General features: G+C 51.0%; 29 protein-coding genes. 15 read left to right on the forward strand and 14 right to left on the reverse strand.

All coding sequences use genetic code 11. From position 1 onward, the window contains the following. Positions 1-106 precede the first annotated feature (106 nt). Complete coding sequence (locus SGR01S_RS21435) at positions 107-943, forward strand: MurR/RpiR family transcriptional regulator (RefSeq protein ID WP_037425059.1); 837 nt, start codon at positions 107-109, stop codon at positions 941-943. Between the two features lie 46 nt (positions 944-989). Here SGR01S_RS21435 and iolB read toward each other — a convergent pair whose 3' ends face one another. Continuing rightward, on the reverse strand, positions 990-1,811 hold the full coding sequence (gene iolB, locus SGR01S_RS21440) for a 5-deoxy-glucuronate isomerase (RefSeq protein WP_037425061.1): 822 nt from the start codon (positions 1,809-1,811) through the stop codon (positions 990-992). A 156-nt stretch (positions 1,812-1,967) separates the two neighbouring features. Further along, a complete protein-coding gene (locus tag SGR01S_RS21445; protein WP_037425063.1) occupies positions 1,968-3,473 on the reverse strand; it encodes a CoA-acylating methylmalonate-semialdehyde dehydrogenase in 1,506 nt (501 codons plus the stop codon). Positions 3,474-3,718: 245 nt separating this feature from the next. On the opposite strand from SGR01S_RS21445, the gene SGR01S_RS24275 reads away from it, so the two are divergent. From SGR01S_RS24275 to SGR01S_RS21455, 3 genes are all read left to right on the forward strand, one after another. Further along, positions 3,719-3,919 (forward strand): hypothetical protein, encoded by a 201-nt coding sequence (locus SGR01S_RS24275; protein WP_130382313.1) that lies wholly within the window; start codon positions 3,719-3,721, stop codon positions 3,917-3,919. Between the two features lie 117 nt (positions 3,920-4,036). Continuing rightward, positions 4,037-5,464 (forward strand): sugar porter family MFS transporter, encoded by a 1,428-nt coding sequence (locus SGR01S_RS21450; protein WP_037425065.1) that lies wholly within the window; start codon positions 4,037-4,039, stop codon positions 5,462-5,464. Between the two features lie 46 nt (positions 5,465-5,510). After that, positions 5,511-6,347: a TIM barrel protein gene (locus tag SGR01S_RS21455; RefSeq protein WP_061808534.1), complete on the forward strand. Its 837-nt coding sequence runs from the start codon at positions 5,511-5,513 to the stop codon at positions 6,345-6,347. An 83-nt stretch (positions 6,348-6,430) separates the two neighbouring features. Here SGR01S_RS21455 and fetB read toward each other — a convergent pair whose 3' ends face one another. The 5 genes from fetB to SGR01S_RS21480 all read right to left on the reverse strand — a co-directional run bounded on the left by fetB (position 6,431) and on the right by SGR01S_RS21480 (position 9,901). Continuing rightward, positions 6,431-7,204 (reverse strand): iron efflux ABC transporter permease subunit FetB, encoded by a 774-nt coding sequence (gene fetB / locus SGR01S_RS21460; RefSeq protein ID WP_061808535.1) that lies wholly within the window; start codon positions 7,202-7,204, stop codon positions 6,431-6,433. Beyond that, positions 7,191-7,868 carry an iron efflux ABC transporter ATP-binding subunit FetA gene (gene fetA, locus SGR01S_RS21465; protein WP_037425075.1) on the reverse strand — a complete coding sequence of 226 codons (678 nt, stop codon included), beginning with the start codon at positions 7,866-7,868 and terminating at the stop codon, positions 7,191-7,193. The genes fetB and fetA overlap by 14 nt, the downstream gene beginning before the upstream one ends. A 183-nt stretch (positions 7,869-8,051) precedes the next feature. Beyond that, the gene (locus SGR01S_RS21470; protein WP_037425078.1) at positions 8,052-8,333 is read right to left on the reverse strand and encodes a FaeA/PapI family transcriptional regulator; all 282 of its coding nucleotides are present in this window, start codon (positions 8,331-8,333) and stop codon (positions 8,052-8,054) included. Between the two features lie 15 nt (positions 8,334-8,348). Beyond that, a complete protein-coding gene (locus tag SGR01S_RS21475) occupies positions 8,349-9,485 on the reverse strand; it encodes an FKBP-type peptidyl-prolyl cis-trans isomerase N-terminal domain-containing protein (protein WP_061808536.1) in 1,137 nt (378 codons plus the stop codon). 2 nt (positions 9,486-9,487) lie between these two features. Next, a complete protein-coding gene (locus SGR01S_RS21480) occupies positions 9,488-9,901 on the reverse strand; it encodes a YuaE family lipoprotein (RefSeq protein WP_037425084.1) in 414 nt (137 codons plus the stop codon). Between the two features lie 763 nt (positions 9,902-10,664). Between SGR01S_RS21480 and SGR01S_RS21485 the strand changes: the two genes are divergently transcribed. The 9 genes from SGR01S_RS21485 (at position 10,665) to SGR01S_RS21525 (ending at position 19,688) form a co-directional block, all read left to right on the forward strand. Next, positions 10,665-11,195 carry a fimbrial protein gene (locus tag SGR01S_RS21485; RefSeq protein ID WP_006317526.1) on the forward strand — a complete coding sequence of 177 codons (531 nt, stop codon included), beginning with the start codon at positions 10,665-10,667 and terminating at the stop codon, positions 11,193-11,195. Between the two features lie 86 nt (positions 11,196-11,281). Next, positions 11,282-11,839, forward strand: a complete 558-nt coding sequence (locus SGR01S_RS21490) for a fimbrial protein (protein WP_061808537.1) — start codon at positions 11,282-11,284, stop codon at positions 11,837-11,839. A 97-nt stretch (positions 11,840-11,936) separates the two neighbouring features. Continuing rightward, on the forward strand, positions 11,937-14,438 hold the full coding sequence (locus SGR01S_RS21495; RefSeq protein WP_061808538.1) for a fimbria/pilus outer membrane usher protein: 2,502 nt from the start codon (positions 11,937-11,939) through the stop codon (positions 14,436-14,438). A gap of 19 nt (positions 14,439-14,457) precedes the next feature. Further along, the gene (locus tag SGR01S_RS21500; protein ID WP_082797649.1) at positions 14,458-15,213 is read left to right on the forward strand and encodes a fimbrial biogenesis chaperone; all 756 of its coding nucleotides are present in this window, start codon (positions 14,458-14,460) and stop codon (positions 15,211-15,213) included. Positions 15,214-15,224: 11 nt separating this feature from the next. Next, positions 15,225-15,839 (forward strand): fimbrial protein, encoded by a 615-nt coding sequence (locus SGR01S_RS21505; protein ID WP_061808539.1) that lies wholly within the window; start codon positions 15,225-15,227, stop codon positions 15,837-15,839. A 14-nt stretch (positions 15,840-15,853) separates the two neighbouring features. After that, a complete protein-coding gene (locus tag SGR01S_RS21510; protein WP_037426250.1) occupies positions 15,854-16,858 on the forward strand; it encodes a fimbrial protein in 1,005 nt (334 codons plus the stop codon). A gap of 17 nt (positions 16,859-16,875) precedes the next feature. Further along, on the forward strand, positions 16,876-17,415 hold the full coding sequence (locus tag SGR01S_RS21515; RefSeq protein ID WP_037426215.1) for a fimbrial protein: 540 nt from the start codon (positions 16,876-16,878) through the stop codon (positions 17,413-17,415). A 24-nt stretch (positions 17,416-17,439) separates the two neighbouring features. Continuing rightward, positions 17,440-19,074 carry a PglL family O-oligosaccharyltransferase gene (locus tag SGR01S_RS21520; RefSeq protein WP_061808540.1) on the forward strand — a complete coding sequence of 545 codons (1,635 nt, stop codon included), beginning with the start codon at positions 17,440-17,442 and terminating at the stop codon, positions 19,072-19,074. A 2-nt stretch (positions 19,075-19,076) separates the two neighbouring features. Continuing rightward, positions 19,077-19,688: a helix-turn-helix transcriptional regulator gene (locus SGR01S_RS21525; RefSeq protein WP_037426222.1), complete on the forward strand. Its 612-nt coding sequence runs from the start codon at positions 19,077-19,079 to the stop codon at positions 19,686-19,688. A gap of 14 nt (positions 19,689-19,702) precedes the next feature. Here the strand turns inward: SGR01S_RS21525 and ctlX are convergent, their stop codons facing one another. Then, entirely contained in the window at positions 19,703-20,629 is a 927-nt protein-coding gene (gene ctlX / locus SGR01S_RS21530; RefSeq protein WP_061808541.1) for a citrulline utilization hydrolase CtlX, read from the reverse strand. 145 nt (positions 20,630-20,774) lie between these two features. Between ctlX and SGR01S_RS21535 the strand changes: the two genes are divergently transcribed. Beyond that, complete coding sequence (locus SGR01S_RS21535) at positions 20,775-21,197, forward strand: Lrp/AsnC family transcriptional regulator (RefSeq protein ID WP_061808542.1); 423 nt, start codon at positions 20,775-20,777, stop codon at positions 21,195-21,197. On the opposite strand, the gene SGR01S_RS21540 is transcribed toward SGR01S_RS21535, so the two are convergent. The 3 genes from SGR01S_RS21540 to SGR01S_RS21550 are packed head-to-tail and all read right to left on the reverse strand — an operon-like array spanning position 21,194 to position 22,194. Next, entirely contained in the window at positions 21,194-21,529 is a 336-nt protein-coding gene (locus SGR01S_RS21540) for an SMR family transporter (RefSeq protein WP_061808543.1), read from the reverse strand. The genes SGR01S_RS21535 and SGR01S_RS21540 overlap by 4 nt on opposite strands. Positions 21,530-21,556: 27 nt before the next feature. Beyond that, entirely contained in the window at positions 21,557-21,856 is a 300-nt protein-coding gene (locus SGR01S_RS21545; protein WP_051922626.1) for a hypothetical protein, read from the reverse strand. A 32-nt stretch (positions 21,857-21,888) separates the two neighbouring features. Beyond that, positions 21,889-22,194 (reverse strand): DUF406 family protein, encoded by a 306-nt coding sequence (locus SGR01S_RS21550; RefSeq protein ID WP_037426231.1) that lies wholly within the window; start codon positions 22,192-22,194, stop codon positions 21,889-21,891. Positions 22,195-22,549: 355 nt separating this feature from the next. Here SGR01S_RS21550 and SGR01S_RS21555 point away from each other — a divergent pair, with 355 nt between their 5' ends. Beyond that, complete coding sequence (locus SGR01S_RS21555; RefSeq protein WP_061808544.1) at positions 22,550-22,996, forward strand: universal stress protein; 447 nt, start codon at positions 22,550-22,552, stop codon at positions 22,994-22,996. Between the two features lie 35 nt (positions 22,997-23,031). Here SGR01S_RS21555 and SGR01S_RS24280 read toward each other — a convergent pair whose 3' ends face one another. The 3 genes from SGR01S_RS24280 to SGR01S_RS24085 all read right to left on the reverse strand — a co-directional run bounded on the left by SGR01S_RS24280 (position 23,032) and on the right by SGR01S_RS24085 (position 25,865). After that, the gene (locus tag SGR01S_RS24280; protein WP_147284279.1) at positions 23,032-23,253 is read right to left on the reverse strand and encodes a hypothetical protein; all 222 of its coding nucleotides are present in this window, start codon (positions 23,251-23,253) and stop codon (positions 23,032-23,034) included. Positions 23,254-23,432: 179 nt separating this feature from the next. Continuing rightward, a complete protein-coding gene (locus SGR01S_RS24080; RefSeq protein WP_082797650.1) occupies positions 23,433-24,797 on the reverse strand; it encodes an FAD-binding oxidoreductase in 1,365 nt (454 codons plus the stop codon). Positions 24,798-24,827: 30 nt separating this feature from the next. Beyond that, positions 24,828-25,865: a GNAT family N-acetyltransferase gene (locus SGR01S_RS24085; protein WP_061808546.1), complete on the reverse strand. Its 1,038-nt coding sequence runs from the start codon at positions 25,863-25,865 to the stop codon at positions 24,828-24,830. Positions 25,866-26,007 lie beyond the last annotated feature (142 nt).

Raw genomic sequence — 26,007 nt, forward strand, 5'->3', positions numbered from 1 at the left:
AATCGCTTTTTGGTGAAATGAAATTTCCGCTCCATCTGTTAGAATGTCTTGTCAATAACTCAGGCGTCAGGCCGATACGCCTTAGCCCCCACTGCGAGCCGAATGGATGAACAACCCAACTCAACTTTCGCTGTTACAGGACGAAATCCGCCACCGCTATGAAACGCTGAGCAAGCGTTTAAAACAGGTGGCGCGTTACATTTTGGATAACAGTAACAGCATTGCTTTCGATACCGTCGCCTCCATTGCCGCACAGGCCAGCGTCCCACCGTCCACCCTGATCCGCTTCGCCAATGCCTTTGGCTTCAGCGGTTTCAACGAAATGAAACAGGTTTTTCGCCAGCACCTGATGGAAGAAACCGTCAACTATACCGAACGAGCACGCCTGTTTCGTCAGACCTCTACCGACGATAATGTCGCACCGGAAAAGCCGGCAGAAATCCTTAACGTTTTCACCATGGTGAACTCCCAGGCACTGCAACAGTTGGCAATGCAAACCAGCCCCGAACAATTGGATCGAGCAGTTGAGTTACTGAACAACGCCGAGAATATTTACGTGATTGGTCTGCGCCGCTCATTCAGTGTCGCCTCCTATCTCACCTATGCATTGCGCCACCTGGAACGCCGGGCGTTCCTGATCGACGGGCTGGGCGGTATGTTTACCGAACAGCTCAGCATGGTGAAACCTAATGACGTCGTGATCGCCATCAGTTACTCCCCCTATGCACAGGAAGCGCTGGAACTGGTTGAACTGGGTGCCAAGAGCGGTGCGCAGCAGATCGCCATTACTGATAGCCAGGTTAGCCCGCTAGCCGCCTTTAGCGACGTGTGCTTTGTCGTACGTGAAGCCCAGGTGGATGGATTCCGTTCTCAGGTCGCGTCAATGTGTCTAGCGCAGACTCTGGCAGTGTCGCTGGCATTGAATAACGCCAAAGAAGAGTAACCCGCTCATAGATCAACAAGGCCCGGCAAGCCGGGCCTGATAAAGATTATTTGGCCGCTGGGTAGCCGTCGGTGTTAATCCATGCGTGGTCTTTTTCCCACGTGAATTTCCATAGCCGTACAGGCCCCGCCATCACATTGAGATAATAATTGTCGTACCCGGCTAACGTCGCCACGGGGTGGTAACCGCGCGGTACCTTGACCACATCACGGTTATACACCGGCATGCACTCATCCAGTGAGCGATCGTCGGTATACACCCGCTGCATACAAAAACCCTGTTCCGGCTGAATCCGGTGATAGTAGGTCTCTTCCAGATAGGTTTCATCCGGCGAATCTTCCTGATCGTGCTTGTGGCTAGGGTACGAACTGGTATTGCCTTCATCCGTATACACTTCTACTACCAGTAAGCTGTCTGCCGGTTCGCTATCGGGTAGAATATTGTGTACCAGCCGCTGGTTACGCCCTTTACCACGACGTTCGACACCCACCTCCGCCGGAGTAATCAACCGCGACGGCAGATGCCCATTACCCGGCGCACTGCAGACCGCCAACTCCAGGGCGCTTTCCGCCCGCACTTCAACCTTGTCATGATGCGGCACGTATACCGCATAAGGCGGTGTACGTTCAAACGGGCTCATGCGTTTGCCGATGCTCGGGTATTCCGCTCGCAAGGTGGCAACGGAAGCGATGCCGGCGACCAGCACCAGGCATAGCTCTTTGTCGCCGCTTTCCAACCGCAGCGATTGACCGGCTTCAAGGCGATAAACATCAAACCCAACAAAGCGCCAGTCGGCATTCTCTGGGGTGACATGCTGAATGCGGCCCTGACCATCCGGCTGCTGACACTTGGCAAGTAATGAAGACATAGTGATCCTCCGAATTAACTCCCCGTCGACTTTCAAACTGTAGCGTTGTTACCTGCACTCAGTTGCGTGGCCCCATCCGTGGGCCACGCAACTGAGTTGGCCGCTGAGCTACAACTCGAAATCCATAGAGTATTGGCATGGCTCAAGCATAGAACCTTAACCCAACGTCGGCATACTGTATTCAGACACCGTCTGCTGCCCCGTTGGCCAGCGAGCAGTGGCCGTTTTCATGCGGGTATAGAAGCGCACGCCGTCAGTACCATGAACGTTCAACGCCCCAAACACCGAGCGCTTCCAGCCACCGAAGCTGTGAAATGCCATAGGAACCGGTACCGGCACGTTAACCCCGACCATACCAGCCTGTACTTCTTGCACAAACTGACGTGCATAGTGGCCGTTACTGGTAAAGATAGCGCTGCCATTGCCAAATTCATGGCTGTTTACCGTATCGATCGCCGTTTGGTAATCCGGTACGCGGACAATGCCCAGCACCGGTCCGAAGATCTCTTCGCGGTAGATACGCATGTTCGGTTTGACGTGGTCGAACAGGGTGCCACCAACATAGTAGCCATCCGGGTAGCCCGACACTTGATAATTGCGGCCATCGGCGACCAGCGTTGCGCCCTCTTCGACGCCCAGATCGATATAACCCAAAACCTTCTTCTGGTGCGCTGAGGAAACCAAAGGCCCCATTTCGTTTTCTTCACCGCCATGCTGAATCCCAGGGCCAACGCGCAATTGAGCGATCAAGGGTTTCAATCTGGCAATGAGTTTATCGGCCGTGTCATCACCGACGACCACGGCAACGGGCAACGCCATGCAACGCTCACCGGCAGAGCCAAATGCGCCGCCCATCAGGGCATTGACTGTCGCATCCAAGTCGGCATCCGGCATAATGATGGCCTGGTTTTTTGCGGCACCGAAGGCTTGTACCCGCTTGCCGTGGGCGCTGGCCGTCGTATAGATATGTTCTGCCACTGCCGACGAACCTACAAAGCTTACTGCCTGAATGTACGGGTCGGTGCACAGCTGCGCGGCGTCTTCGTTAGCGCAATGCACGACGTTGAACACGCCGTCCGGCAGGCCTGCCTCCTTCAGCAATTCCGCCATCCGTACCGATGCCGAAGGCACTAATGCCGGTGGCTTAAGGACGAAAGTATTGCCGCAAGCCAACGCAATAGGGAACATCCACATCGGTACCATTGCCGGGAAATTGAACGGGGTAATACCCGCCACCACACCCAACGGCTGCATCAGCGAGAAACTGTCCACGCCGCTGCCAACATCCGCTGAATATTCGCCTTTAATCAAATGCGGAATACCACAGGCAAACTCAACCACTTCAATCCCACGGGTCAGCTCACCCAAGGCATCAGAATAGACCTTGCCGTGCTCACTGACGATCAACGCCGCCAGTTCGTCACGATGCTGTTCCAGCAGCGCCTTAAAATTGAACATGATGCGCGCACGGCGTAACGGTGTAGTGCGTGACCAATCGGCAAACGCCTGGTGGGCCACATCAATGGCCTGCTTTACCTCGGCGGCGGTGCTTTGCGTGACCCGACGTTCAACCTGCCCAGTAGCCGGGTTATGCACGTCGACGGTTTGATTGCTGCTGCTCAGGCACACCTGCCCGCCAATAAAGTTACCCACGGTTTTCATGTCTCGCCCTCTTTTAAGTCTGCTGTCGCCGGACAGTGTGCGCAGTACCGCACGCCGTAGCGTTTTCATCACACCGCTTACCGGGTTATACCCATAAGCAGGCTAAATCCTGACCTGATGAAGCAAACTCTATTTCATTGAAAAAAAAGTTTCAAATAAATTATTTTAGAAAATTTGTTTTTAGTGCGAGAGGTCGCAGTTTTGCCAGATCATTAGCAAGACGATTACATTTCAGGAAAAAACCTGTGATTTCACCTATTCGTATTGCCGTGGTGATTAGCCCTGACTTTTATACAGAAATAGGCACTCTAGTCGGCAATACGCTGAAAACTGTTGCTCAAAGATGGCACTGCATCGCTTGTAGGGTGTTTGCGTTTTTTTTTGAACTGGATCTAAAAATCAATATTTCATTATTCACTAATTATGAAATAAATGTTCTTGTTTAGAGAAGAAGCATTCAAATATCACCGCCTTAATGACAGGCACGGTTCACACCCTTCCGCCTCCCTCTTCCCTACAACCTACTGCGCGGGTGGAAGCCAGGATAAAAATCGGAGCAACACATGTCATATCAGCGTAAGCATAATACCGGGTACATATTGCGAATTTGCGGCATTGCGGCACTTGGCGGCATTCTGTTCGGTTACGATACCGCCGTGATCTCCGGCGCAATCGAAGCGCTAAAAGCCTATTTTGATCTCAGCCCGGTCGAAACCGGCTGGGCGGTCTCTAACGTGGTCATCGGTTGTGTGGTCGGGGCTTTTGGTGCCGGGCCGCTGGCCGCGCGCTATGGCCGGAAAAAAGCCTTGATGCTGGCAGCAGTGCTGTTCACCATTTCGGCAATTGGTGCGGCTCTGGCTGCCACCTTCAGCTGGTTTGTGATTTACCGCATTATCGGTGGTTTGGCCGTCGGTATCGCCGCCACGGTTTCCCCAATGTACATGTCGGAAGTCTCTCCAAAAGACATGCGTGGTCGTGCGCTCAGCATGCAGCAATTTGCCATCGTGTTTGGCCAGATCGTAATTTTCTACGTTAACTTCAAAATCGCCAGCATCGCCAGTGAAGCCTGGTTGGTAGAAATGGGCTGGCGCTGGATGATCGGCTCAGAAGTCATCCCGTGTATTTTGTTCTTGATGTTGGTGTTTATCATTCCAGAATCGCCACGCTGGAGTGTCATGGTTGGTCGTGACGATCAGGCTTTGGCCATGTTGACCAAAATATCCAATGCCACCCATGCGCAAAAGTTGTTGTTGGAAATCAAAGATTCACTGCATCAAGACCAGAAGCAACATCAACAGAAGCTGAGCTACGGTGACGTACGGGTACGTTTCATTCTGTTTGTTGGCTGCATGATCGCCATGTTGCAGCAGGTCACCGGCGTTAACGTAATGATGTATTACGCACCGATGGTGCTAAAAACCGTCACCGAAAATGCCCAGGAAGCGCTATTCCAAACCATTTGGATCGGTGTACTGCAATTGGTTGGCTCTGTGATCGGTGCCATGCTGATGGATCGCATCGGTCGTATCCCACTGATGCGTTACGGCACTCTCGGCGCTATCGCCGGGTTGCTGATCACCTCTTACGCGCTCTACACACAAGCCACCGGCTATTTCGCCTTGTTCGGCATGCTGTTCTTTATGGTGTTCTACGCGCTGTCATGGGGTGTGGGTGCATGGGTATTGGTATCAGAAATCTTCCCTAACCGTATGCGCGCGCAGGGTATGAGCATCGCCGTCGGTTGTATGTGGCTGGCCAACTTTGTCGTGTCACAGACCTTCCCGATGATCAACGACAATCCTTACCTATTCTCGAGCTTCCACGGCGCCTTCCCGATGTGGATCTTCGCCGCCTGCTGCCTGTTCAGCTACTGGTTTATTGGCCGCTATATTCCTGAAACTAAAGGTGTATCGCTGGAAAAAATGGAAGACGTGGTGATGGCAAAACGCTATCGCCAAGCACAACCCGAAACACAACGCACGCCGCTTTAAGTCGGTGAATCTTAGGTTTTCTCAACCTTCTCAGGAGTAATGCATCATGACCATTGCGCCAGACCGTTTTTGCATCAACCGCAAGATCGCGCCAAATCTCGATTTGGCACAATTTTTCAGCCTGGTGAAAAAGTGTGGGCTCAGTAAAGTAGAGCTGCGCAACGATATGCCGAGCGGCAAGGTGACCGATAACCTGAGCAACGAACAATTAAATGCGTTGGCAGCAGAATACGGTATCGACATTATCACGATTAATGCCCTCGGCATGTTCAACCTACTGGACGATCAGGTCACGTTGCTGAAAAACGCCGAGGCACTGTTGTCACAAGCTCAGGCTATTCATAGCAAGGCATTGGTGCTGTGTCCGCATTGCAGTGCAGGCGATTCACGCAGCGAAGAGCAGAAAAAAACAGATACATTGGCAGCCCTGAAGCTACTGGCACCACTGTTCACGAAATACGGCGTGCAGGGTTATGTAGAACCACTGGGGTTCGGCATCAGTTCTCTGCGCTCATCGTTGCTGACACAGTCCCTCATTCGTGATTCCGGCGCACCGTACAAAATCGTGCTGGATACCTTCCACCATTATTTGAGCGATGTCGCACAGCCTGAGTTTGATGCGCAAATTCAGATCGACGGTATTGGTTTAGTGCACCTTTCCGGAGTGGAGGATCCACAAGCCAAAAACACGTTAAGCGACGAAGAACGTATCATGTTGAGTGACAAAGACAGACTGGAAAGCAAAAAACAGGTGCAGAATTTGGAACGCCTCGGCTACACCGGCATTTATGCCTTTGAGCCATTCTCTTCACAACTGGACAGCTGGTCAGAGGCGGATATTGAACGTGAAATCCGCCAAAGTATCGCCCTGCTGCAAGGGTAATGGTCGTAGCGTAGGGGTCGAGCATGCTCGACCCGATTTAACCGGGCGCAGCACGCTGCGCCCCTACCATTAAATCATAGGCTCTACTTCAACGAGCTAACCACCAATTGATGACGAACATTGTAGAACTTACGATACGCCAGATAGCAGGCAATAATCGTCGACAAGCTAGCGGTAGAAAGCAGCATAAAGGTCACCATTATCTGGTACTTAATCGCTTTAACTGGATCAATACCGGCGAAGATTAAGCCGGACATCATCCCCGGCAGACTGACCAGCCCAACGGTTTTGGCCGAATCCACCGTAGGGATCAACGACGCGCGGATACTGTCACGGATCAACGCCGCCGAGGCAAACTTCGGTGAAGCTCCCAGACTGAGCATCTCCTGAATCTTTTGTTGATCGCTTTTAAAACGCTGCCCAAGGTTGTTGTAACACAGCCCGACGGCGACCATCGCGTTACCGGCAACCATGCCGGAAATTGGAATCACCTGCATGGGAGTGAACTCGATCGAACCGGTCAGCACTAACACCACCAGCGTTAATACTGCCCCAGTGGTGATGGCAATAAACGACGTCACAAACGCATGATCGATATATTTACTGCGTTTTTTCGCGTTGTAAGCGGCGTTAACGCAGATGAACAGCACCATCAGCACCGTAAGAATGGCGTTGTTCACATCAAAAATATATTTCAGTACATAGCCGACAATAATCAGCTGCACCACCGCCCGGGAAATGCTCCAGATAATGTCTTTTTCCAGCGCCAGTTTTTCTTTATGGCTGATTAAAATGGCAATAATCACCAATACCATCGACAGGGCTAAGGATTCATTGCTGATGTTATGCTGATTCATCGGTTTTCTCCTGTGCCCGAGCGCCGTGTGCACTTAAGGTAATCACATCATCCGCATGTTTGATTTCATCTTTATCGTGTGTCACCCATAGAACTGCGACACCCTGTTGCGCAACCAACTGATGAATAATTTCATTGACGTTACGTTTGTTATCTTCATCTAACGCGCTGGTAATTTCATCCAACAACAACACTTTGGGGGTAAACTGCAGATTACGGATCAAAGAAATACGCTGTTTCTCTCCGCCCGATAATTCGTTAACGCTTTTTTTCAGCATATTCTCCGGCAACCCGAAACGCTCCAGGTCAGACCGCATTTTTTGCTCATCCGGCTTTTGCTTACGAATCTGATAAGGCAAAGCAATATTGTCAAACACACTGTCGCCAAAAAGTGAAGGTGTTTGAAAACAGTAAGAGACCTGTTGGCGATATTCTTCCGGCGGTATATCGGTAATGGCCTTACCGGCAAAAATAATTTTTCCACGGGTCGGATCGATCAGAGAGGAGACGATTTTAAGCAGGGTGCTTTTTCCACAACCAGACGGCCCGGTAATCAGTTTAAATTCACCCTGATTCAGGCTGAAAGAGACGGAATCCAGAATAACCTGCTCGCCTATTTGATAATGAATATCATCCAATAACAGTAGTTCTTTGCTTTCCTTCATTATAAGCCCGTATCCCTCATATCAATATTTGTACTCAGGTGACCAGTATAGGGCTTGGAAAAACACACTGGCAATGGCTGGTCATTAGTCGTAACAAAGGAGTCGGGCTGAGGAGCTGGTAGCCCCACAGCCCTATATTAATCCGCTGTGAAAGGTAGTCAAAAACACAAGGCAGGAAAGGAATTACACTTTTTTTGGCGATACGCAAATATACCAGCGTAACGAGTTATTGATACTTCGGTGGGTACAGCTCACTTTACCCTCTTTTTCCAACGCCAATAATAATGTGCGCGTGGTGTAAATATTCTCACCGCATTTATCCGCCAGTTCCCTGGTTTTAGGCCAGTGTTCCGGCTCGGGCGGATGATGCCCTCCCGCCCCAGCGGCACGTTCCATACACAGTTTTCGTAACACGTTTAGCATATGTGACTTCCTGATTTCATATGTTATCGGCACCTTGGCCATCGCGTTCTCCTTGAGTTACTTTCGTCTACTCCTGTCCTGCGGTAGCGCGTCGGCCACGCGCAGGGTGTAAATCATGGTTGCTCCCGGTGGAATAGCGGGTGGACTCCCCTTATCGCCATACGCCAGCGCAGGTGGGACCACCAGCGTAATGGACCCGTGTTTATTCAATTTGCTAATAGCTGCGCGAAACAGCGGGGGATATTTCGCTAAAGGTTGTGAGATCACTGTGCCGGCGACGTCCATATCCTTAATCACTTGTCCATCAGGCAGGCTCTCGCGCACGACAATATCGACATTGTCATCTGCGGCTATCTGACCAATACCGGCATAATCCACGCGGTAATAGAAACCGAGCGCATCCTTTTGCACCCCAGGTTGTTTGGCAAAATCGGTGAGGTAATCCTTGCCCTCCTGTCCAATAGACTGCTGCCGTTTCTGCTGAACCCGTTGAAGCGTTTCGTCTGCTGCCTGCAACGCGCTGTCAACGGCCGCATCGTCCAGTCGCGGCTTGCCCGTCAGTGTGTCCGCAATTCCCGCAAGCAAGCGTGAGCGATCGACATCGATACCCAGCAGACGGTTCTCTTCTTGCAGTTGTAAGATGTCGCGCCCGAGCGAAACGCCAGCGGCATAGGCCTGTTTATCCAGATCGTTGGCCAGCACTGGCGACTGTCGCAGGGCTGCCAACTGATGGTTAAGCCGCTGCAACTGCTGATCTTGCTCTGTGGCTACCCGTTGTTGCCGAGCCAGGGATGCCGCCATTGCTATCAGCTCCGGAGGGGGTGCGATGGCCCGACGGATCCCCTTCAGCGCCGTTACCAGTGGTTTGATATCCACAGCGGGTTCCTTGGTTACCGGCATGGGAACAGAAGTCTGAGCCGCTAATTTCTGTTCAAGCAGGCTGATAGTGTCAGCCTGTTGCTGTAGGGTCTGATTCAGTGCGGCCAACCGAGCCCTCTCCCCCCCCATTGAAGTGGTAAGTTTGGGCTTGGCGATAGCCGGTTGCCGAGACGTCGGCGGGACTTTTTCTACAACCGGTACCGCCTGCTGCTCGGCAAATTTCAACAACGCGGGAATACCGTCATCACCCGCAACCGCGGCCTGTCCCGTTAATAACAACAGCAAAGCAGCGGCTCCTTCCGCGCACTTTCTCATAGCTATAAGCTCTCCACCCGGCTGGACAGATCGGACATCAACTCATGTTCAACGTCAGCGCAGAATTTCTCAGTTTTATATTTATAAAGCGCGTCTATCGCCTTACGTGTGCTTTCATCAACATTGCTACGAATACCAGCATATCCAGAAGCGTTGGTCAGCAACCCGTTAAAATAAGCAATCCGTTTCTGATAGCTTTGCGGATTAATATTCTTAAGTGAATTAACCCGCTGCTGACAGAGCGCGATACGTTGCTCATCGGTTTTTTCCTTAGGATTGTTCTGTGAAACATTTTTCACAGCAACAGTACCAACACTGTTTTTCCCTGCACAACCTGACAACAGTAAGAAAGACATTATCAGCACAGATGTAGCGACTACAGATCGGCGCATTGAATCATTAATTATGGTAATCATTCCGTTTATCATCTCTTAATTATCACTTAGGTCATTATTATGTCGCGAAGCCCTGCTAGATCTGACTGTTTCTGATTAATCCTAACGAGTTAAATAACAAAAAATCGCAATGACTGGCGGATATTGGTAATAATCCTACCCACATTGACATTGTTATAGCTTTGTTAATCACTGAAAAGAAATTATCGTCGCAACGATGAATAAAAGCCGCATTCCAAGCCAGTATTACTGACCTGCTTACCTTTCAAAACAAAGAGTTAACTTTTAACCTATGATTAACAGCCAGAATTCATCATCTGCTGCCTGATGGCGATATTATCAAAACAATATTGTTAATTGTAGTGTGAACACTAATTCTGGCGATCTAATATCTCGCATATTGCCATTTATATAGTCATTTATTCTGGATAATATTTGTATACGATCTATTGATTTTCAATCATATATATTTCTTTTTCCTTTTGGTTTTATATTCTGTATTTGACTTAAATTAATAAAAGCTATTCCCAATCACGCCTATTATTTGCAAGAATAATCCCAGCAAGACGCTATGGTGATATACCTATTTTTCTTTTAAGGATTTCGATTTTACGATTTCCAAAAACTTTCGTTATTCACTCATGAATAACGGATGGTGGCGTATTGCCCAGAGCAAAAGGATCTGGCTCCAACTACGGCGTCGGCGACATGACGTTGCCGCTGTTGTGGGGGATTTAGATGTGCTGTTCTTTTTATTTAAATACTCTCTACAGGAACTTGAGAAATGAAACTGAATAAATTAATGCTGGCAACCGTGATTGCTTTCGCTTCTGCATCTGTTGCTCATGCCGCATCTAACCAGGGTAGCGGTAAAGTTACTTTTACCGGTGAAATTATTGATGCGCCATGCAGCGTAGCACCGGAATCTGTTGACCAGACTGTACCAATGGGCCAAATCAGCAGCCGTCTGCTGGCTAAAGAAGGTAAATCCAGCTCCGAGCCATTCAGCATTGAACTGAAAGACTGCTCTATCGCGACCATGAAGAACGTCCAAGTGACCTTCACAGGTACCCCAGATCCAGATAACAGCAAACTGCTGGCTCTGAGCGGTACTGCTACCGGCGCTGGCATCATGATCTATGACAACCTGCACTCCAAAGATGTTGAGTTGGGTACAGCGACCGATGGTCAGGGCCTGACCGAAGGTAACAACTCTCTGAAATTCGCCGCCTATCTGCAAGGCAGCAGCGCTTCTGGCGCCGTGGTTCCAGGCGAGTTCACCAGCGTTGCAAACTTCACTCTGGCATACCTGTAATCCCGTCGGGGACGCCGTTTTGGTGTCCCCGTTTTACCTGCACGGATATTGGGTAACGGGACCAACGGCAACAGGGAGACGCCAGCATGACAAACCCAATTTGGGGCGTACTGCTTATCGCGCTCAGCGTTTGTAGCGCGGGGGCGGAGGCAGCGGCAAAAAATCAGGGCCACGGCACACTCAGTCTGGGCGGCGAAATCGTCGAAACCCCATGTGGAATTGCCAGTGAAAGCCTGGATCAGACCGTCGATTTCGGGCTGGTATCCATGACCGATGCCTCCTTAGATTCACAGCCGGTACTGATTGGCAGCCGACGCAATTTTGAGATCAAGCTGGTGAACTGCGAACTGGCCAGCATTGTAAAACCCGACTTTATCTATCGCGCTGCCACGGTCACTTTCGACGGTACCGCAGACAGTCGGGATCCTGCGTTATTGGGTGTTTATGGTGAAGCACAGGGTGTAGCCATTGAGCTGCTGACTGCAGCCGGTACCCCGATCCCTTTAGGTAGCACCACAGCGGATTACCAGATTGTTGCTGGCGACAATACGCTGCGCTTTGGCGCCCAGCTACGCATTCACCCTGATAGGGCCCGAGCCGGCGGATTCAACTCACTGGCAAAATTTACCCTGTCTTATCTGTAACGCCTTGTTAGGCGGGTGCCGATTTTGGCACTGAATGACATCACGTATTACGTATTCAGGTCGTACAGGATGACCTGCTATTGGGCGCGGATTTGCCATGAGTGATTATTCTATGACGTCATTACTGACACGGAAAAAAATACCCCTCACCGTCATTCTATCTTTCCTCTGGGTGCATTCGGCTTTTTCCGCCACGGAATTTAATACCGACGTATTAGATATTGGCGATCGCAGCAAAGTGGATTTATCACGCTTTTCCGACGCCGATTACGTCATGCCCGGCGCCTATCTGCTGGATATTAAGATCAACCAGAAAACCCTGCCACAGCGCAGCATTCACTATTATCCGTCGTCGGATAAACAGGATCGCTCCCGTGTCTGCCTGCCACCCGATCTGGTAGAAAAAATGGCGCTTAAAGAAGAAGCCGCCAAGAAAATCACCCTGTGGCATAACAACAGCTGTGCCGATATCAGTGGCATCAAAGGGGCGACTATTTCCGACCGTATTGGCGGAGGCTTTCTGGCGATCACCATCCCACAGGCCTGGATGAAATATTCCGATCCGGATTGGACCCCACCGGAACAATGGGATGACGGCATCCCCGGATTGCTACTGGACTACAGCATCAGCGGCCAGGTCGGTAAACAGAGCCACAATAACAACACCGCAGAAAACCTCAGCAGTTACGGGACGGTAGGTGCCAACATGGGTGCCTGGCGTCTGCGCGCCGATTATCAGGCCAATTACAACCAGCAGGCCGGCGAGCGCGACAGTAATTTCGACTGGAATCAAATCTACGCCTATCGCGCGCTACCGATGCAGGCCGCCAAACTGACCCTTGGCGAAATTTTCCTCGACTCGGGCGTGTTCGATTCTTACCGTTTTACCGGCCTGAATCTGGCCAGCGACGAACGTATGCTGCCACCGAACTTGCAGGGTTATGCACCGGAAGTTCGCGGTATTGCCAAAAGCAACGCCAAAATCACCGTGTCGCAAGAAGGCCGCACGTTGTATGAAACCACCGTGCCCGCCGGGCCGTTCGCCATTCAGGATCTCAACAGTTCGGTACGCGGCCGTTTAGATGTAAAAGTGGAAGAGCAGGACGGCAGCGTATCAACTTTCCAGGTAGATACCGCCACCATCCCTTATCTGACGCGCCCTGGCTATGTACGCTATAACGTCGCCGTAGGCAGACCCTCAGCTTACGATCATCGCATGCAGGGGTCGCTGTTCTCCGCCAGTGATTTCTCCTGGGGGCTGACCAGCGCCTGGTCACTGTATGGCGGGGCACTGCTTGGCGGTGATTACAACGCTTGGGCACTCGGCCTGGGCCGTGACCTAAATGTGTTTGGTGCCATGTCGTTGGATGTGACTCAATCCATCGCCCGCCTGCCCAATGAACCGACCGCCAGTGGTCTGTCGTTCAAGGTCAACTACGCCAAACGTTTCGATGAGTTGAACAGCCAGATTACCTTCGCCGGCTACCGCTTCTCACAGCGTAAATTCATGAACATGTCGCAGTATCTGCAAGAGCGCTACAGTGACTACGATGAACGCTACGACGGGCGCCAGAAAGAGCTGTACACCATTACCGCCAGCAAAACCTTTATGGCGGAAGACAGCGCCAAAGCGATCACCGCCTACCTGACCTATTCACACCAAACCTATTGGGATGCGAGAGCGCAGGACCGTTACGGATTGTCCGCCAGTAAATTGTTCAACGTCGGCAATATCAGCAACATCACTGCATCGCTGTCGGCTTACCGCACGACCTATCATGGCCGTACCGATGACAGTGTGATGGTGAATTTCAGTGTGCCTATTGGCGATCGCCGTCGGGTGGGTTACTCGCTGCAAACCAGCAATAGCGACGTTACTCAGATGGCGTCCTACAACGATTACACCGACCCGAACAATACCTGGCAAGTCAGCGGCGGCTTTAACCAATCCGGTAAATCACTGGCCCGTGGCTACTACAGCCATAACGCATCGTTTGGCTCACTTAACGCCAGCGCCTCTTACCAACAAGACAGCTACTCGTCGATTGGCGGTACTTTCCGCAGTGGCATTACCGCTACCCGACATGGCGTTGCCGCGCATCAGAACTCCAGTAACGGCGGCAGCCGGATGATGCTGGATACCGACGGTATTGCCGGGGTGCCAATCAATAACGGCCGCGCCTACAGTAACCGCTTTGGCCTGGCGGTGATCTCCGACATCACCAGCTACTACAACACGGATACCCGCATCGACGTCAATACGCTGGCTGACGACGTAGAAGCCACCCGCGCAGTGGTGCAAGGCACGTTGACCGAAGGTGCCATCGGTTACCGCCACTTTGAAGTCGTTAAAGGCAGCAAACTGCTGGCCACCATCAAACTTGCCGACGGCAGCGAGCCGCCGTTTGGTGCCACGGTGCTGAGTGAACGCGGTCGCGAAGTGGCAGTAGTGAACGACGGCGGCTCGGTCTATCTGACCGGTGTACAGCCGCAAGAACAACTGGATGTCGCCTGGGAAGGTCAGCGCCAGTGCCGCATTGTCATACCGGGCGCCGCCAAGCCGCTGGACCAGCTGTTGCTGCCGTGCGCCAAACTGTAATCCGTAACACAGAGAATTGATGATTATGAATAACTCCCCGTTAGCAAAAATGGCCGCACTGGGCCTGGCATTGGCCGCTGTAGCACCTGTTGCCAATGCGGCGATATCACTGGATCGCACACGTGCAGTCTATCTGAGTGATGCGAAGTCCATCAGCCTGAATATCGTCAACGAAAACAAGGAACTGCCTTTCCTGGCCCAGTCTTGGCTAGAGAACGAGCAGCACCAGAAAATCACTTCTCCTCTGGTGGTGTTGCCACCGTTGCAGCGGGTTGAGGCCAACGAACGGAGTGTGGTGCGCATCACCAAAACCCCTGAGGCTGACCGTCTGCCGCAGGATCGCGAATCGGTGTTCTATTTCAATCTGCGTGAGATCCCACCGAAAAGCAGCAAAACCAATGTGATGCAGTTAGCCCTGCAAACCCAGATCAAACTGTTTTACCGGCCGAAGGCTATCGTCGCGCCAAAAGGTGAGGTGTGGCAGGAAAAGCTGGTGTTCCACAAAAGCGCTGGGGGCTTCACCGTTGAAAACCCTACGCCGTTTTATATCACTCTGACCGGTATGACCCGTCAGACGCAGAAACAGGGCGGCGGCGCACTCAGCGATTTCCAGCCCGTCATGCTGAAACCGAAATCCAGCGAAACGCTCAAGCTACGCGACAATGGCCTCAACAGTTTTGTCGTCACCTATATCAATGACTACGGCGGCCACCCGGAGCTGCGCTTTGCCTGTAACGGCAGCGTCTGCAACGCCGTGCCCGATGCGAAAAAATAAGGAGATTACGCATGGCTGAATTCACCGGCGGCCGTCTGCGGCCCCTGCTGCTCGGCGTATTGCTGTTCACAGGCAGTGCAACGGCGGCGACACCACTGGGCGTAATCCAAGGCACCACTGGCACCGTCAGCTTTCATGGTGGACTGCTCAGTTCCCCCTGCAGCTTGACGCCGGACAGCCAGGATCAGGCCATTGATTTGGGCGACGTCAACGCACGTGATTTCCAAAATGCCGGCGATCAAAGTACGCCGGTGCGTTTTCGCCTTTCGTTCCGCAACTGTCTGCTGGGGGCCAAAGCACTGGCGGATAACCCCGCCGGTCAGCGAAACGGCGATGCCGGACAGCTGTATTTAAAAGGTGAACAAGCGGCCACGCTGGTGTTTCTCGGCGACAGCGATATCAACAACCCGGACCTGCTGAAACTTAACGGCGGCGTGCAAGGTATTGGCCTTCGGTTGAAGGATCAGCAGGGACGTGCGCTGTCACTTAACCAACAGAGCCAGCCCTACATTCTACAACCCGGCAGCAATACGTTGTGGTTCAGCGCCAGCGTGGAGTCAACACAGCGGGCAGTGATGGCGGCCGGCTTTTCCGGCGTGGCGCACATTCAGGTGATTTACCTGTGAGGTTCAAAAACGCGATGAAAAAAACCTACCTGAACACTTGCCTGCCGCTGGTACTGACGCTGTCGGCCCCCGTGGTTTGGGCTAACGGCTATGTGACGCCAGACGGCGGCCCAAAACAGTTTTATATCGATCTGAACGAAACCAACATTACTAATACAGTCGGCTTTACCAAGCTGTTTCCCTATGATCTGGGCGGCACTTATACCGGTAAAGTCTATTGCGATACGCCTATTCCTACCAGCCCGCACTTTTATAAGTCGGATTCGGCACTACCGCCTTCCGAATACGGCAACGGTTATTTAAAGCTTAATGACTTTCTGGATTTAAAAGCCGAAGTTTGGATCGCCGGCAATAAAAATGCCTATATCACGGTGCCGTTTTATAACGAGTCCAACCTGTTAAACCAGCATTCTTGCCGACCGCCTTATTTGCAGGTCAATAATTACGGCAGCGGCTCCAAAGGCAAAATCACGTTCCGGGTACGCAAAAAAATCATCAACGGCGTGCAGATTAATGACCGACAAATCATCGAGATGTATGGCCGGTTAGGATCAACAGACGCAGGTTTTGGTCCTAACCCGATGGCCCAGGTGTTTATTCAGTCCGCCATTTTATATGTGCCGGATAAATGCGTGGTGAATGAAGGCCAACTGATCAACGTCGAATTCGGTGAAATCAGCGGCAGCAACCTGAACGGTGCCAGCTATCCACAAAGCATACCGGTACGCTTTCAGTGTGAAGGTGGCAGCTTCGAGGACGGCACACTGAATATCAAACTGGCGGTATCCGGCACCCCGGCGCCTTTTACCAATAACGCGTTTAAAACCGACAAATCCGATCTCGGTATCGAGATCAAACATAACGGCCAATTAGTGATCCCAAATGAGTTTTATCCGGTACCCAATATCGGTAATGGCGGTAGTTGGAATTTAGTTGCCGCACCGTTGGCCAACGGCGGTAAGGAAATCGCGGAAGGGGAATTTAACGCCTCAGCCACCATTGTGGCAGCCTTCGAGTAGCTCAGGGAGAAAAGACGATGCGTTTACGTGCTTTAGCACTACTCAGTTGCACACCCTTATTGTTTGCAGCGCTGCCCACCCAGGCGGACACCGAGCTGGTCGGTTCGCCATTGCAGTTTCACGGCACTGTCGTGAGCCGGCCGTGCAATATCGAACCACAATCAGCCGATCAGGTGGTGGAGATGGACACCGTGATCGTCAAAACCCTGTATCGCTACGGCCATAGCACTCCGGTACCGTTCAGCATCAAACTGACCGACTGTAAAACAACGGTGTTCAAATCCGTCAATGTGACCTTTAGCGGTACCGAAGACGGCGAGTTACCGGGCAAGTTGGCGATTAATAACGGTACCAACGGCGCTGCCATCGCCCTGTTTGACAGCAAGGGAGCAGATATTGATTTGAACCAGGCCACCAGCGCGGTGGCATTGCAGGACGGCGCTAATATTTTGAATTTCACTGCCTATGTGCAAGGTCATCCCAGCGCGATACAGAATAAAACCATTACCGAGGGTGAATTCAGCTCGGTAGCCAATTTCGTACTGGCTTACCAATAAGCCCGGCGTCTGCAGGAAGAAGTGATGATGTCCAAATCAAAAGCAGCCTGGTTATTCGGGCTGGTGGCGTTTTATTGCCTGATCGCCATGCACATTTACTGGCCCAATCGCGGCGGCAGTGGCTTTTATCTGCCGTGGAATCTGGTCGGTGGGATATTCATCGCCCTGATGATTCTCGGTGCGATGCTATTTAGTCAGCGACCGTTGGTGACCTCGGTCTTTTTTAACCGACTGGCGTTGGGCGGCCTGATTTTATTATTGCCGTTGCTATGGACACAGCAGCCCTGGCTGAGTGAAGCCCTGCCGCGTCTGATGGGACTGGTACTTGGCGTGCTCGCCTACTTCGCACTGCTGCAAATTCCACTCGATCGCGTACGCAGGCGCAACCTGCTGATTCTGTTACTGGCAGCGACGGTGATCGAAGCCTTGTTCGGTCTGGTGCAATACACTCTGCTGCAACCGGGTAACTGGATCGGTTACAACAGCCTGAAAAACCGCCCTTACGGTATCTTCCAACAGTGGAACCTGATGGCCAGTTTTATGGCCACCGGTTTGGCGTTGGCACTCTATCTGCTGAGTAACCAACGCCGCATGTCATATCGCCTGCAATGGCTGAGCGCCTCTATTCTGGTTTTAGCACCGCTATTACTGATCGTTATCGCCTCACGCGTCGGCCTGTTGGCGGCACTGCTGCTGTCGCCACTGCAACTGTGGATGTTGTACCGCCTCAATCGTCGCCGCGCCACCGCTGCCCTACTGCTACTGATCGCCGGGGTGGCTACCGGGATACTTTTGGTGATGCTCAACGGAGCGACGAGGGTAATCACCGTCGCAGAGCCGATTTTTTACCGACTGACTTACTGGCAGGAAGCGCTGCGCATGATCGCCGAGCGCCCATGGTTTGGCTGGGGCTATGGGCATTTTCAGCACGATTTCCTGCATCACTTTTACACCACTCATAGCACGGGCATGGAAAGTGTCGCTATCAGCCATCCGCACAACGAAATATTGCTGTGGGGCATTGAAGGCGGTCTGTTGAGCCTGAGCGGCGTTACCGTGATCTGCTGGGGATTTTGGCACTTGCTGCAACGCACGCGCGCTCTGCCTTTGCGCCCTGCGCCATGGATGGCGGCGCTGCCCATCCTGTTACATATGATGGTGGAATATCCACTTTACCTTTCTGCTGCTCACGCCGTGTTGTTGTTGGTGATTCTCCGCACGAGCGATGTGCGCCGCCGCTTGCGATTACCGCCCCGCTCACAACTGACATTGCGTCTGCTGGCTGCGGGAGTGGCTGTACTGATGTTGCCTTATCTGCTCAACGGCCTGCATAGCGCACTGATTATTACCGCCGTGGAAAAAACCGGCCTGCGGCAATTTGCGCCCATGAGCCAGGTGATGGCACCCACGCCCTGGCAGGTACGCTATGACTACGATGTGCAGTTGCAGCGGCTACTGCAATACCCACAAACCCGCGATACCGCGACGCTACTGCGCTATCAGCAGTGGGCGGAAAACGAGATCCTCGTGCGGCCGGACGCCAATATCTACATCAATCTCATGGCTGTCAGTCGGTTATTGCAACAGCCACAGCGGGCCGCCGATCTGCAACATCAGGCACGCCGGTTATTTCCACACGATATGCGTTTTGAGGAGTAATCATGCTTAATATCCGATTCACCCTGCTGGGCAGTGATAACTTTTATCAATTCGGTTTACGGCTGTTGCTGGAAGAATATCTGCATGATCTGAACGCATCCAGTCGGGCATATCCGGTTGATCTGCAAAATCTGGAGCCGATCGAGATCGTGTTTCGTACCCTCGAAGACACTTGTGGCTGCGCCCGCTGCTACCAAAGCCCGCACCAGACGCCGCGCCACCGGCAAATGACCGTGTTGATCCTCGACGATCGCGATACCCGCTATTTGCATGCTCACCCTGCGCTGTTCAGCATTAATCGACGCGATACCCCTACGGTTATCCGCAACACGTTGCAAATGTCATTGGAACGTTTTTGCCAACAGCCTTGGGTGGCATTGCACGCCAGCGGTATCTGGAAATGCCGGCAATGCCGCATCGCCGCCTTGAGCAGCTGTGAAAAAAAAGTACTGAGGCTGATGAGCACCGGTATGTCTGCCTGTACCATCGCTGGCATGCTTCACCGCAGCCAAAAGACAATCAGCGCCCATAAACGCTCGGCAATGCGTAAACTGAATGTCCACAAAAGCACCGAGTTGCATAAAATGCTGCTTAATCAGATGGGGTTGAACTGAAACAATGTGTAGGGTTACATCACGGCCCGTTTCTTTTGCAGGAAAATCTCCGCCAGCATGCATCGTGCCCCGCCGCCGCCAAGATCTTCAATGATGTCGATAGACCCCAGTGCCAACCGGGCATAACCGCCAATCAGTGCCTGCTGTTGTGGTGTAAAACTGGCCCAGGCACGGGTCGACATGGCGTAAACCGGGTTGCCATCTTGCGCACGCAGCTCCAAAACATTGCAGGCAAATGCCTCCATCTGGGCGAAACTGACGTCAATGATGGTTTTTCCACTGCGTTGCAGCATGGCGATCAGGTCATTTTTTTGCGCCACCCCGCGGATGCTTTCAAGGCACACGATGGCATATTGAGCGCCAACGCTCATCATCACATTAGTGTGATAGATAGGCCGGTTATGACGATCCGCAGCATCAAACCAGACAATCTGATAACCGGAATGCTGTTCGAACTCTCGTCCCACTTTAGGTGAGCTACGGGAAGATTGGCAGGCATAAGCCAGCTTGTGCTCGTGATCCAAAATCAGCGATCCGGTACCTTCCAGAAAACACCCCGTCAGTTCGTGGCCGGAGAGATCGACACACCTTTTAATCACAAAGTCATCAGCGAGCTGCGCAATAATATCCTGGCGGCGTTCCCGTCGCCGGTTCTCCACTTCCATCGGGAAAGTGAACAGGGTGCCGTCTCCCAACAGTGCAATCCAGTTATTGGGAAATAACGCGTCTGGTGTCGCCTGCCCACGTATCTCATCAATGACCCTGACATCGATGCCCGCCTGTTGCAGAGCCTCGACGTAATGGTTGAAGGCCACTAGCGCCTCAGCCGTGTGATTCTCATTTGTTTCCGTGAATTTCTGGAAAAAATTGCTGTGTCTGGTTTCTTGATTGGCTGCAAAGTCAGATGGCCTGATCATAAAAACGGATTGGGTGGTTTGCATGGTCTTTGTCACCGGGTTCAGAGGATTAGCCAGGGGCTGGCGCGAGACCATTATGGATAATCAACTTGGCGCCAAACAGTGTGAAAAATGACTAAATTGCTCTATATTTTTACAAATCGACACTAGCCAGTGACACTTTGACAACATGAATGATACCGACCGCCAGATCCTCTTACTGCTGCGTGAAAATGCCCGTGCTTCGATTACCGAGATCGCCAACAAGGTGCGCGTCTCGCGTGCTACGGTACAAAAAAGAATTGAGGCGCTGGAAGCACAGGGAATCATTACCGGCTATACCATCCGTATAAAGCCGGGCGTGGAACATAACCGCATTCGCGCCTGGATGTCTGTGGCAGTTGAAGGCACCAAGGCGCAAAGTGTGTTGCAGCAATTGCGTATTGAACCTTCGGTCTTCACCCTGCATACGACCAACGGCAAATGGGATATTTTGGTGGAAATCCGTACCGACAGCCTGGAGAACTTCGATAAAATTTTGGGGCGTATCCGCCGCATCACCGGCATCTCCAGCACCGAGACCAGCATCCTGCTGTCAACACACAAGGCCTAGCCACCCCTGGGGTGTTTGACCACCCCAAATTTTAAACAGGCGATGCCGCAGATGATGAGTAAAAAACCCAACAACTTAAACACCGATATCGGCTCTTGAAACAACAGATAGCTCAGTGATGCGATCAGCAAAATACCAATGCCTTCCCAAAGCGCATAAGCAATGCCCAAAGGGATTTTCCTGATTGCTTTGGCAAAGAAGAAGTAGGACGTACATATCGCGACCAGTGTAATAAGGTGAAGTTTATTGCACTGATAAACTTGCGCGTACTTAATAAAAATGGTTCCTGTTACTTCAAATGAAATAGCCAGAAGCAGCATAACCCATTGCATTATCCTTCCTGATAATTTAGATGTAAGTTAAGGCGGGGTTAATTTCAGATCGGCAGGGCGTGCACGAAAACGTTCTTTGTCTTTTTCACTCCAATCCGGATCTATCAGGCTTAATTTACCTTCAGTGATTTTTATAATGCTTTCACCGGCCACGGCCGTTCCATAGATAGAGGACAATGCATCTGCCATACCTCTACCGTATTTTTGGATAAAAGCCACGGCCAAGCGTGGGGTTTCCGTCCCCTGATTAATGTCACAAATACGCCCCTGAATAAAACGAGTCAGCTCTCTTTCACAAATGACGATCGCTATGGTCATATCTTTCATGATATCAAACCTAAAAAATGGAACGGAATGGGTTAGTCGTGGATACGATGTTGCATCTCCAACTCAAAGATAATCGCCTCCGCCTGGCAGGAAAACGTCATATCAATTCTGGCAATGTACTTTTTATTCAATATCTTAATGGTATGTGCCATATGACAGGGATACTTTTCTGATGCCACATTGTTGGCACTGATTTCCATCTCTTCAAAGTGCGCCATTGCCTGCTCATAGGTATCAAAACGGTTAGTCACAGTGACCGTGCAATTTTCATTATCCAGCACTGACCCAATATCAATGGAGCACCCTTTATCGCTGCATTTATCCAATAGATCTTTCATTTATTTTCCTCGTCAGCATGTTGTTGGCATCATGTTAATAATTAACTTTTTGCGTTAAAAAAATGAGGGAACAAAAGTCGGAAATCATCGTTCCCCCAAAACCAGAAAATTGGATTCACAAATTGCATACTTAACGCCATCGCTACCTAGGATTAACGGATAACCACCTCCTTTGAATTTACGTTTTGCGACTGCTTTGCTTTCGATGATTGATAATAAACATTGTTAACGATCGAATTCAACGCCCACGTTAATATAAAAAAGTAGTCATCATAACCGGTTATTCAGGTTTGATTTAAATGCCTTCTGGGTAGACTCTATTATCAAGATAATCATAATAGAAAAGGAGAGTCGTATGCTTTATAAAAATATTCTTGTGGCATTGGACTTGAAAGACAACAACAAGAAACTGCTCGACCGCGCCCTTTCCCTCAGCAATGCCACCCAGGCTAAATTGTATGTAGTGCATGTCGGCGTCGATGTCGGTGAGCTTTATTCTGGCGTAGTTATCGATCGTCTGGATAACTTTCAAACCCGAGTGATTAACGATGACGTTAACCTGTTAAAAAAATTTCTACGCGATGGTGGCTATGATACGTCATCGATTGTTGAAGCACTGGAGGTCGTCGGTGACTTTAATCGGGAAATCGAAAAAATCCTGTTTGAAAAACATATCGAACTGCTGATCTGCGGGCATCGGCATAATTTCCTGAGCCGACTCATGCCAACGTCCCGCCATTTGATCAACAATGCCAAAACCGATGTTTTGCTGGTGTCGTTGCCCGAGAAAATCGATAGCTGAGCGCCATTACTTTCGGGGCGCAAACCCTGGGTCACTCAGTCTTTGCGGAGGCGGAACATCGCCTCCAGCATTTCGACGATCAGCGCCAGTATAATTGTCTGATCAAGAACATCGACATTAAGATGCAGCCAAAAACGCCATTCAGGTTTCATCTTGATGTTTAGTGCGGTGATTTCAGGAAACATAATGCTGCCACGGGAACCTGGCGCTGTTGCTTTTAAAATTGTCGCTATCCATTTTGACGGAAAGCACGCCATGCACCTGGAATCCCCTCAGACGATCGTTACTCTCCCCAAACGTGATTGCCCGCAAGTGCCGATATTGGTGAGAGGTATCAATGCCCAAGTGCCTACTACAGCGTAAAATTCCTCACTCGAGGCCGGGCGCGGTTGATCAGCGCCCCGGCAGCGAGGAAAGCCCTTAACCACATATCTCGCTATGCACGTCTGACATCAACAAAAATACCTGCGGGATCATAATGCTGACGCAGCGTGTTCAGTCTCTGCCAACCTTCCGACGTATAGCAACGCTCAACGTTACCTGAGCGCGCCTCCAAATCGAATTCATTGATGTAGTATCCGCAGGATAATGCGGCCAACCGATCATACAGATGCACTAACCAGCGGTGATTGGCGTCATCGTCCTTTGCGTCATCCCACTGCAGGTAAGTCGATACAAGAAACTGTCCTTTAACGGCATAAGCAGCATCAGGGAAGGTTTGCTTACCCCGCCACACCAGCCGTGTAATACCATCCTGAGCCGGTTGTTCCGGCAGGAAAACATCGAGTACTGCCGCTGCCAGCTGAATTTGATCGGTCATGATATTGTCACTACGAAAACGACGTCCCGTCTGCATGGAGGCATATTGCTGATGAATGTCGTCAAAACCTTTACAGGTTGTTTTGGCCAACAGAGTGATCAAATTGACCGGAATATTCTGTATAAGCCCCGCTTGCAATGCTGCACTTTCCTCCTCACTGTCCGCAAACGCCAGAGTGTTAAGAATTAGCGTCTTGGGCTGGTTTTTCTCGGGGCGTGAAAGAACAATCGCAATTTGCAAACGCGTATCCCAATCTTTCCCTTTAATGATTTCCAGCAACAGTTCCAGAGTATTAAAAGGGAGTTGGTACATACAGTTAGTTATCGAACGTGGTAACGAATAACATTTGATATAAAAACATACCACCACAAAGAACGCATGGGGCCCAGCTCCCTGAACCGCCCAAAACAGCTCAGGATATTCACTGCGGCTGGCATGACGCAGTTGCCCATCGGCAGTCACCAGATCTACGGCTTCGACATTGAAAACACTCATTCCCCCCCAGGCAGCCGAATTAATTCCCATGCCGCCGCCTAACAGAAATTCCCCGATTGCCGTATTGCCGTCATGTCCGGTAGGAAATGCCAGCCCCTGTTTTTTCAAAGCGGCGCTTAATTCCCGGTTAGTCAAACCCGGTCCCACTTTCGCCATGGCATTCCCAGGTTCGATCTCGAGTTCACGCAATGCGGAGATATCCAGTAAGATACTGTTATCACGCAGCAGACCGCCCCCATAGCTGTACCCGCCCGCCCTTACGCTGATGGGATGGCGGTGTCGCTCGGCAAAGCGCACAGTTTCCACCACATCCGCTACCGTTTCAGCACGGACGATCATTTCAGGCATTCGTCCAAACTCCCGCCGATTCCAGGTAGATTGTCGCAACCACCCGGAATACTCTGGATGATAGCGGGAGCGGATACGCCCCTGTAAATGATGGACAAAACAGCGATAAGCATCAGCACAATAGGCATTGTCTTTCATAGATCACTCCAATCGGAATTGAGCCATTTACTACACGGAAAGATGATTAAGCCGATCACTGGTGATGGCATATAAGCGTTCAGGCCGAAAACCAAGACGGGTTTTGATTTTTTCATTAAGCCGGCCGCCTTCAACGCGGGCGAACCCTTGTGCAAACGCGTATTGGTAAGCATGAGCAAAAGCGAGCGTATAGGGACTAAATTCAACCAGGTCATAGCGCATGCCGGCGGACCATATATGCAACGTGTCGTTCTGCCGGAAACAAATAACGCCGCCGATCAACGCCCCCTCGTACTCAACCAAAGAGAGCCGAATAAGGTCACCGCACAACCGACAAAAATGGGCCAAAGGTGCCGCCGGGAAATACTGGGGCGTGCCGAGGCGGGCGGTGGTTTGATGGCATAATTCGGTGAGCTGCTCCAGACGCTCATCGAAAGGGGGAGAGAGCATTGATAAAGTACATTTCTGGGGATCAAACTTACGCAACTGCCGCCGCATTTCACGACGCCCGTCAGCGGGTAATTTCTCAACAAAATGTTCAAAATCATCATATTCAGTCAAATCAATATACCAACGATCCAGCATAAAGTTGATATTTAGCGCCAGTTCACTGGCATGCTGCAGCAAAGAAGGCTCACACACGTTTAACAGACCAAAATAACGGGCACCCTCTTCAATGGCTAGTTCACGCAATCGGAAAAACAACGCTTTATGCAATTCCGGTGAGCTCTCACGGCTGGGTATCATGCTGTCATAGCAATGCATGATATGGCTGAAAAGCCCGGTATCATTACCCTGATCGTAAACACCGGCGTTTTCCGCCAACCGCCTGAACGGATCGACTACGGCTAAATCTTGCAAATAAACAGGGAGTAACGCCAATAATTTCCCATGATGATAGGCTACCAGATAATAAGTTTTCTTTACTGCCAGTAGCGGGGACTGCTCTGCGGCTAAAAGAAACCGCCAGTCATAAAATACCGTTCCATTCCTATGCAGATGCAACTGTTCGTATTCTTCCTGCGATATCTGCTTGATTGATGAATAAATATTTATCGTGATTTCCATTTGCTCTCCCGAGATTTATTTAGTGAAATCCCACTCTGGATTTTTGCAAAAATTCGTTTCAAATCACTTAGCTGAAATCATGGAATTACTTTTCACGCATATCCCACTAAAGGATCCACACAGCATACAGGCACATCGCCTG

The sequence above is a fragment of the Serratia grimesii NBRC 13537 genome (genome assembly GCF_001590905.1).
GTDB classification, from domain to species: domain Bacteria; phylum Pseudomonadota; class Gammaproteobacteria; order Enterobacterales; family Enterobacteriaceae; genus Serratia; species Serratia grimesii.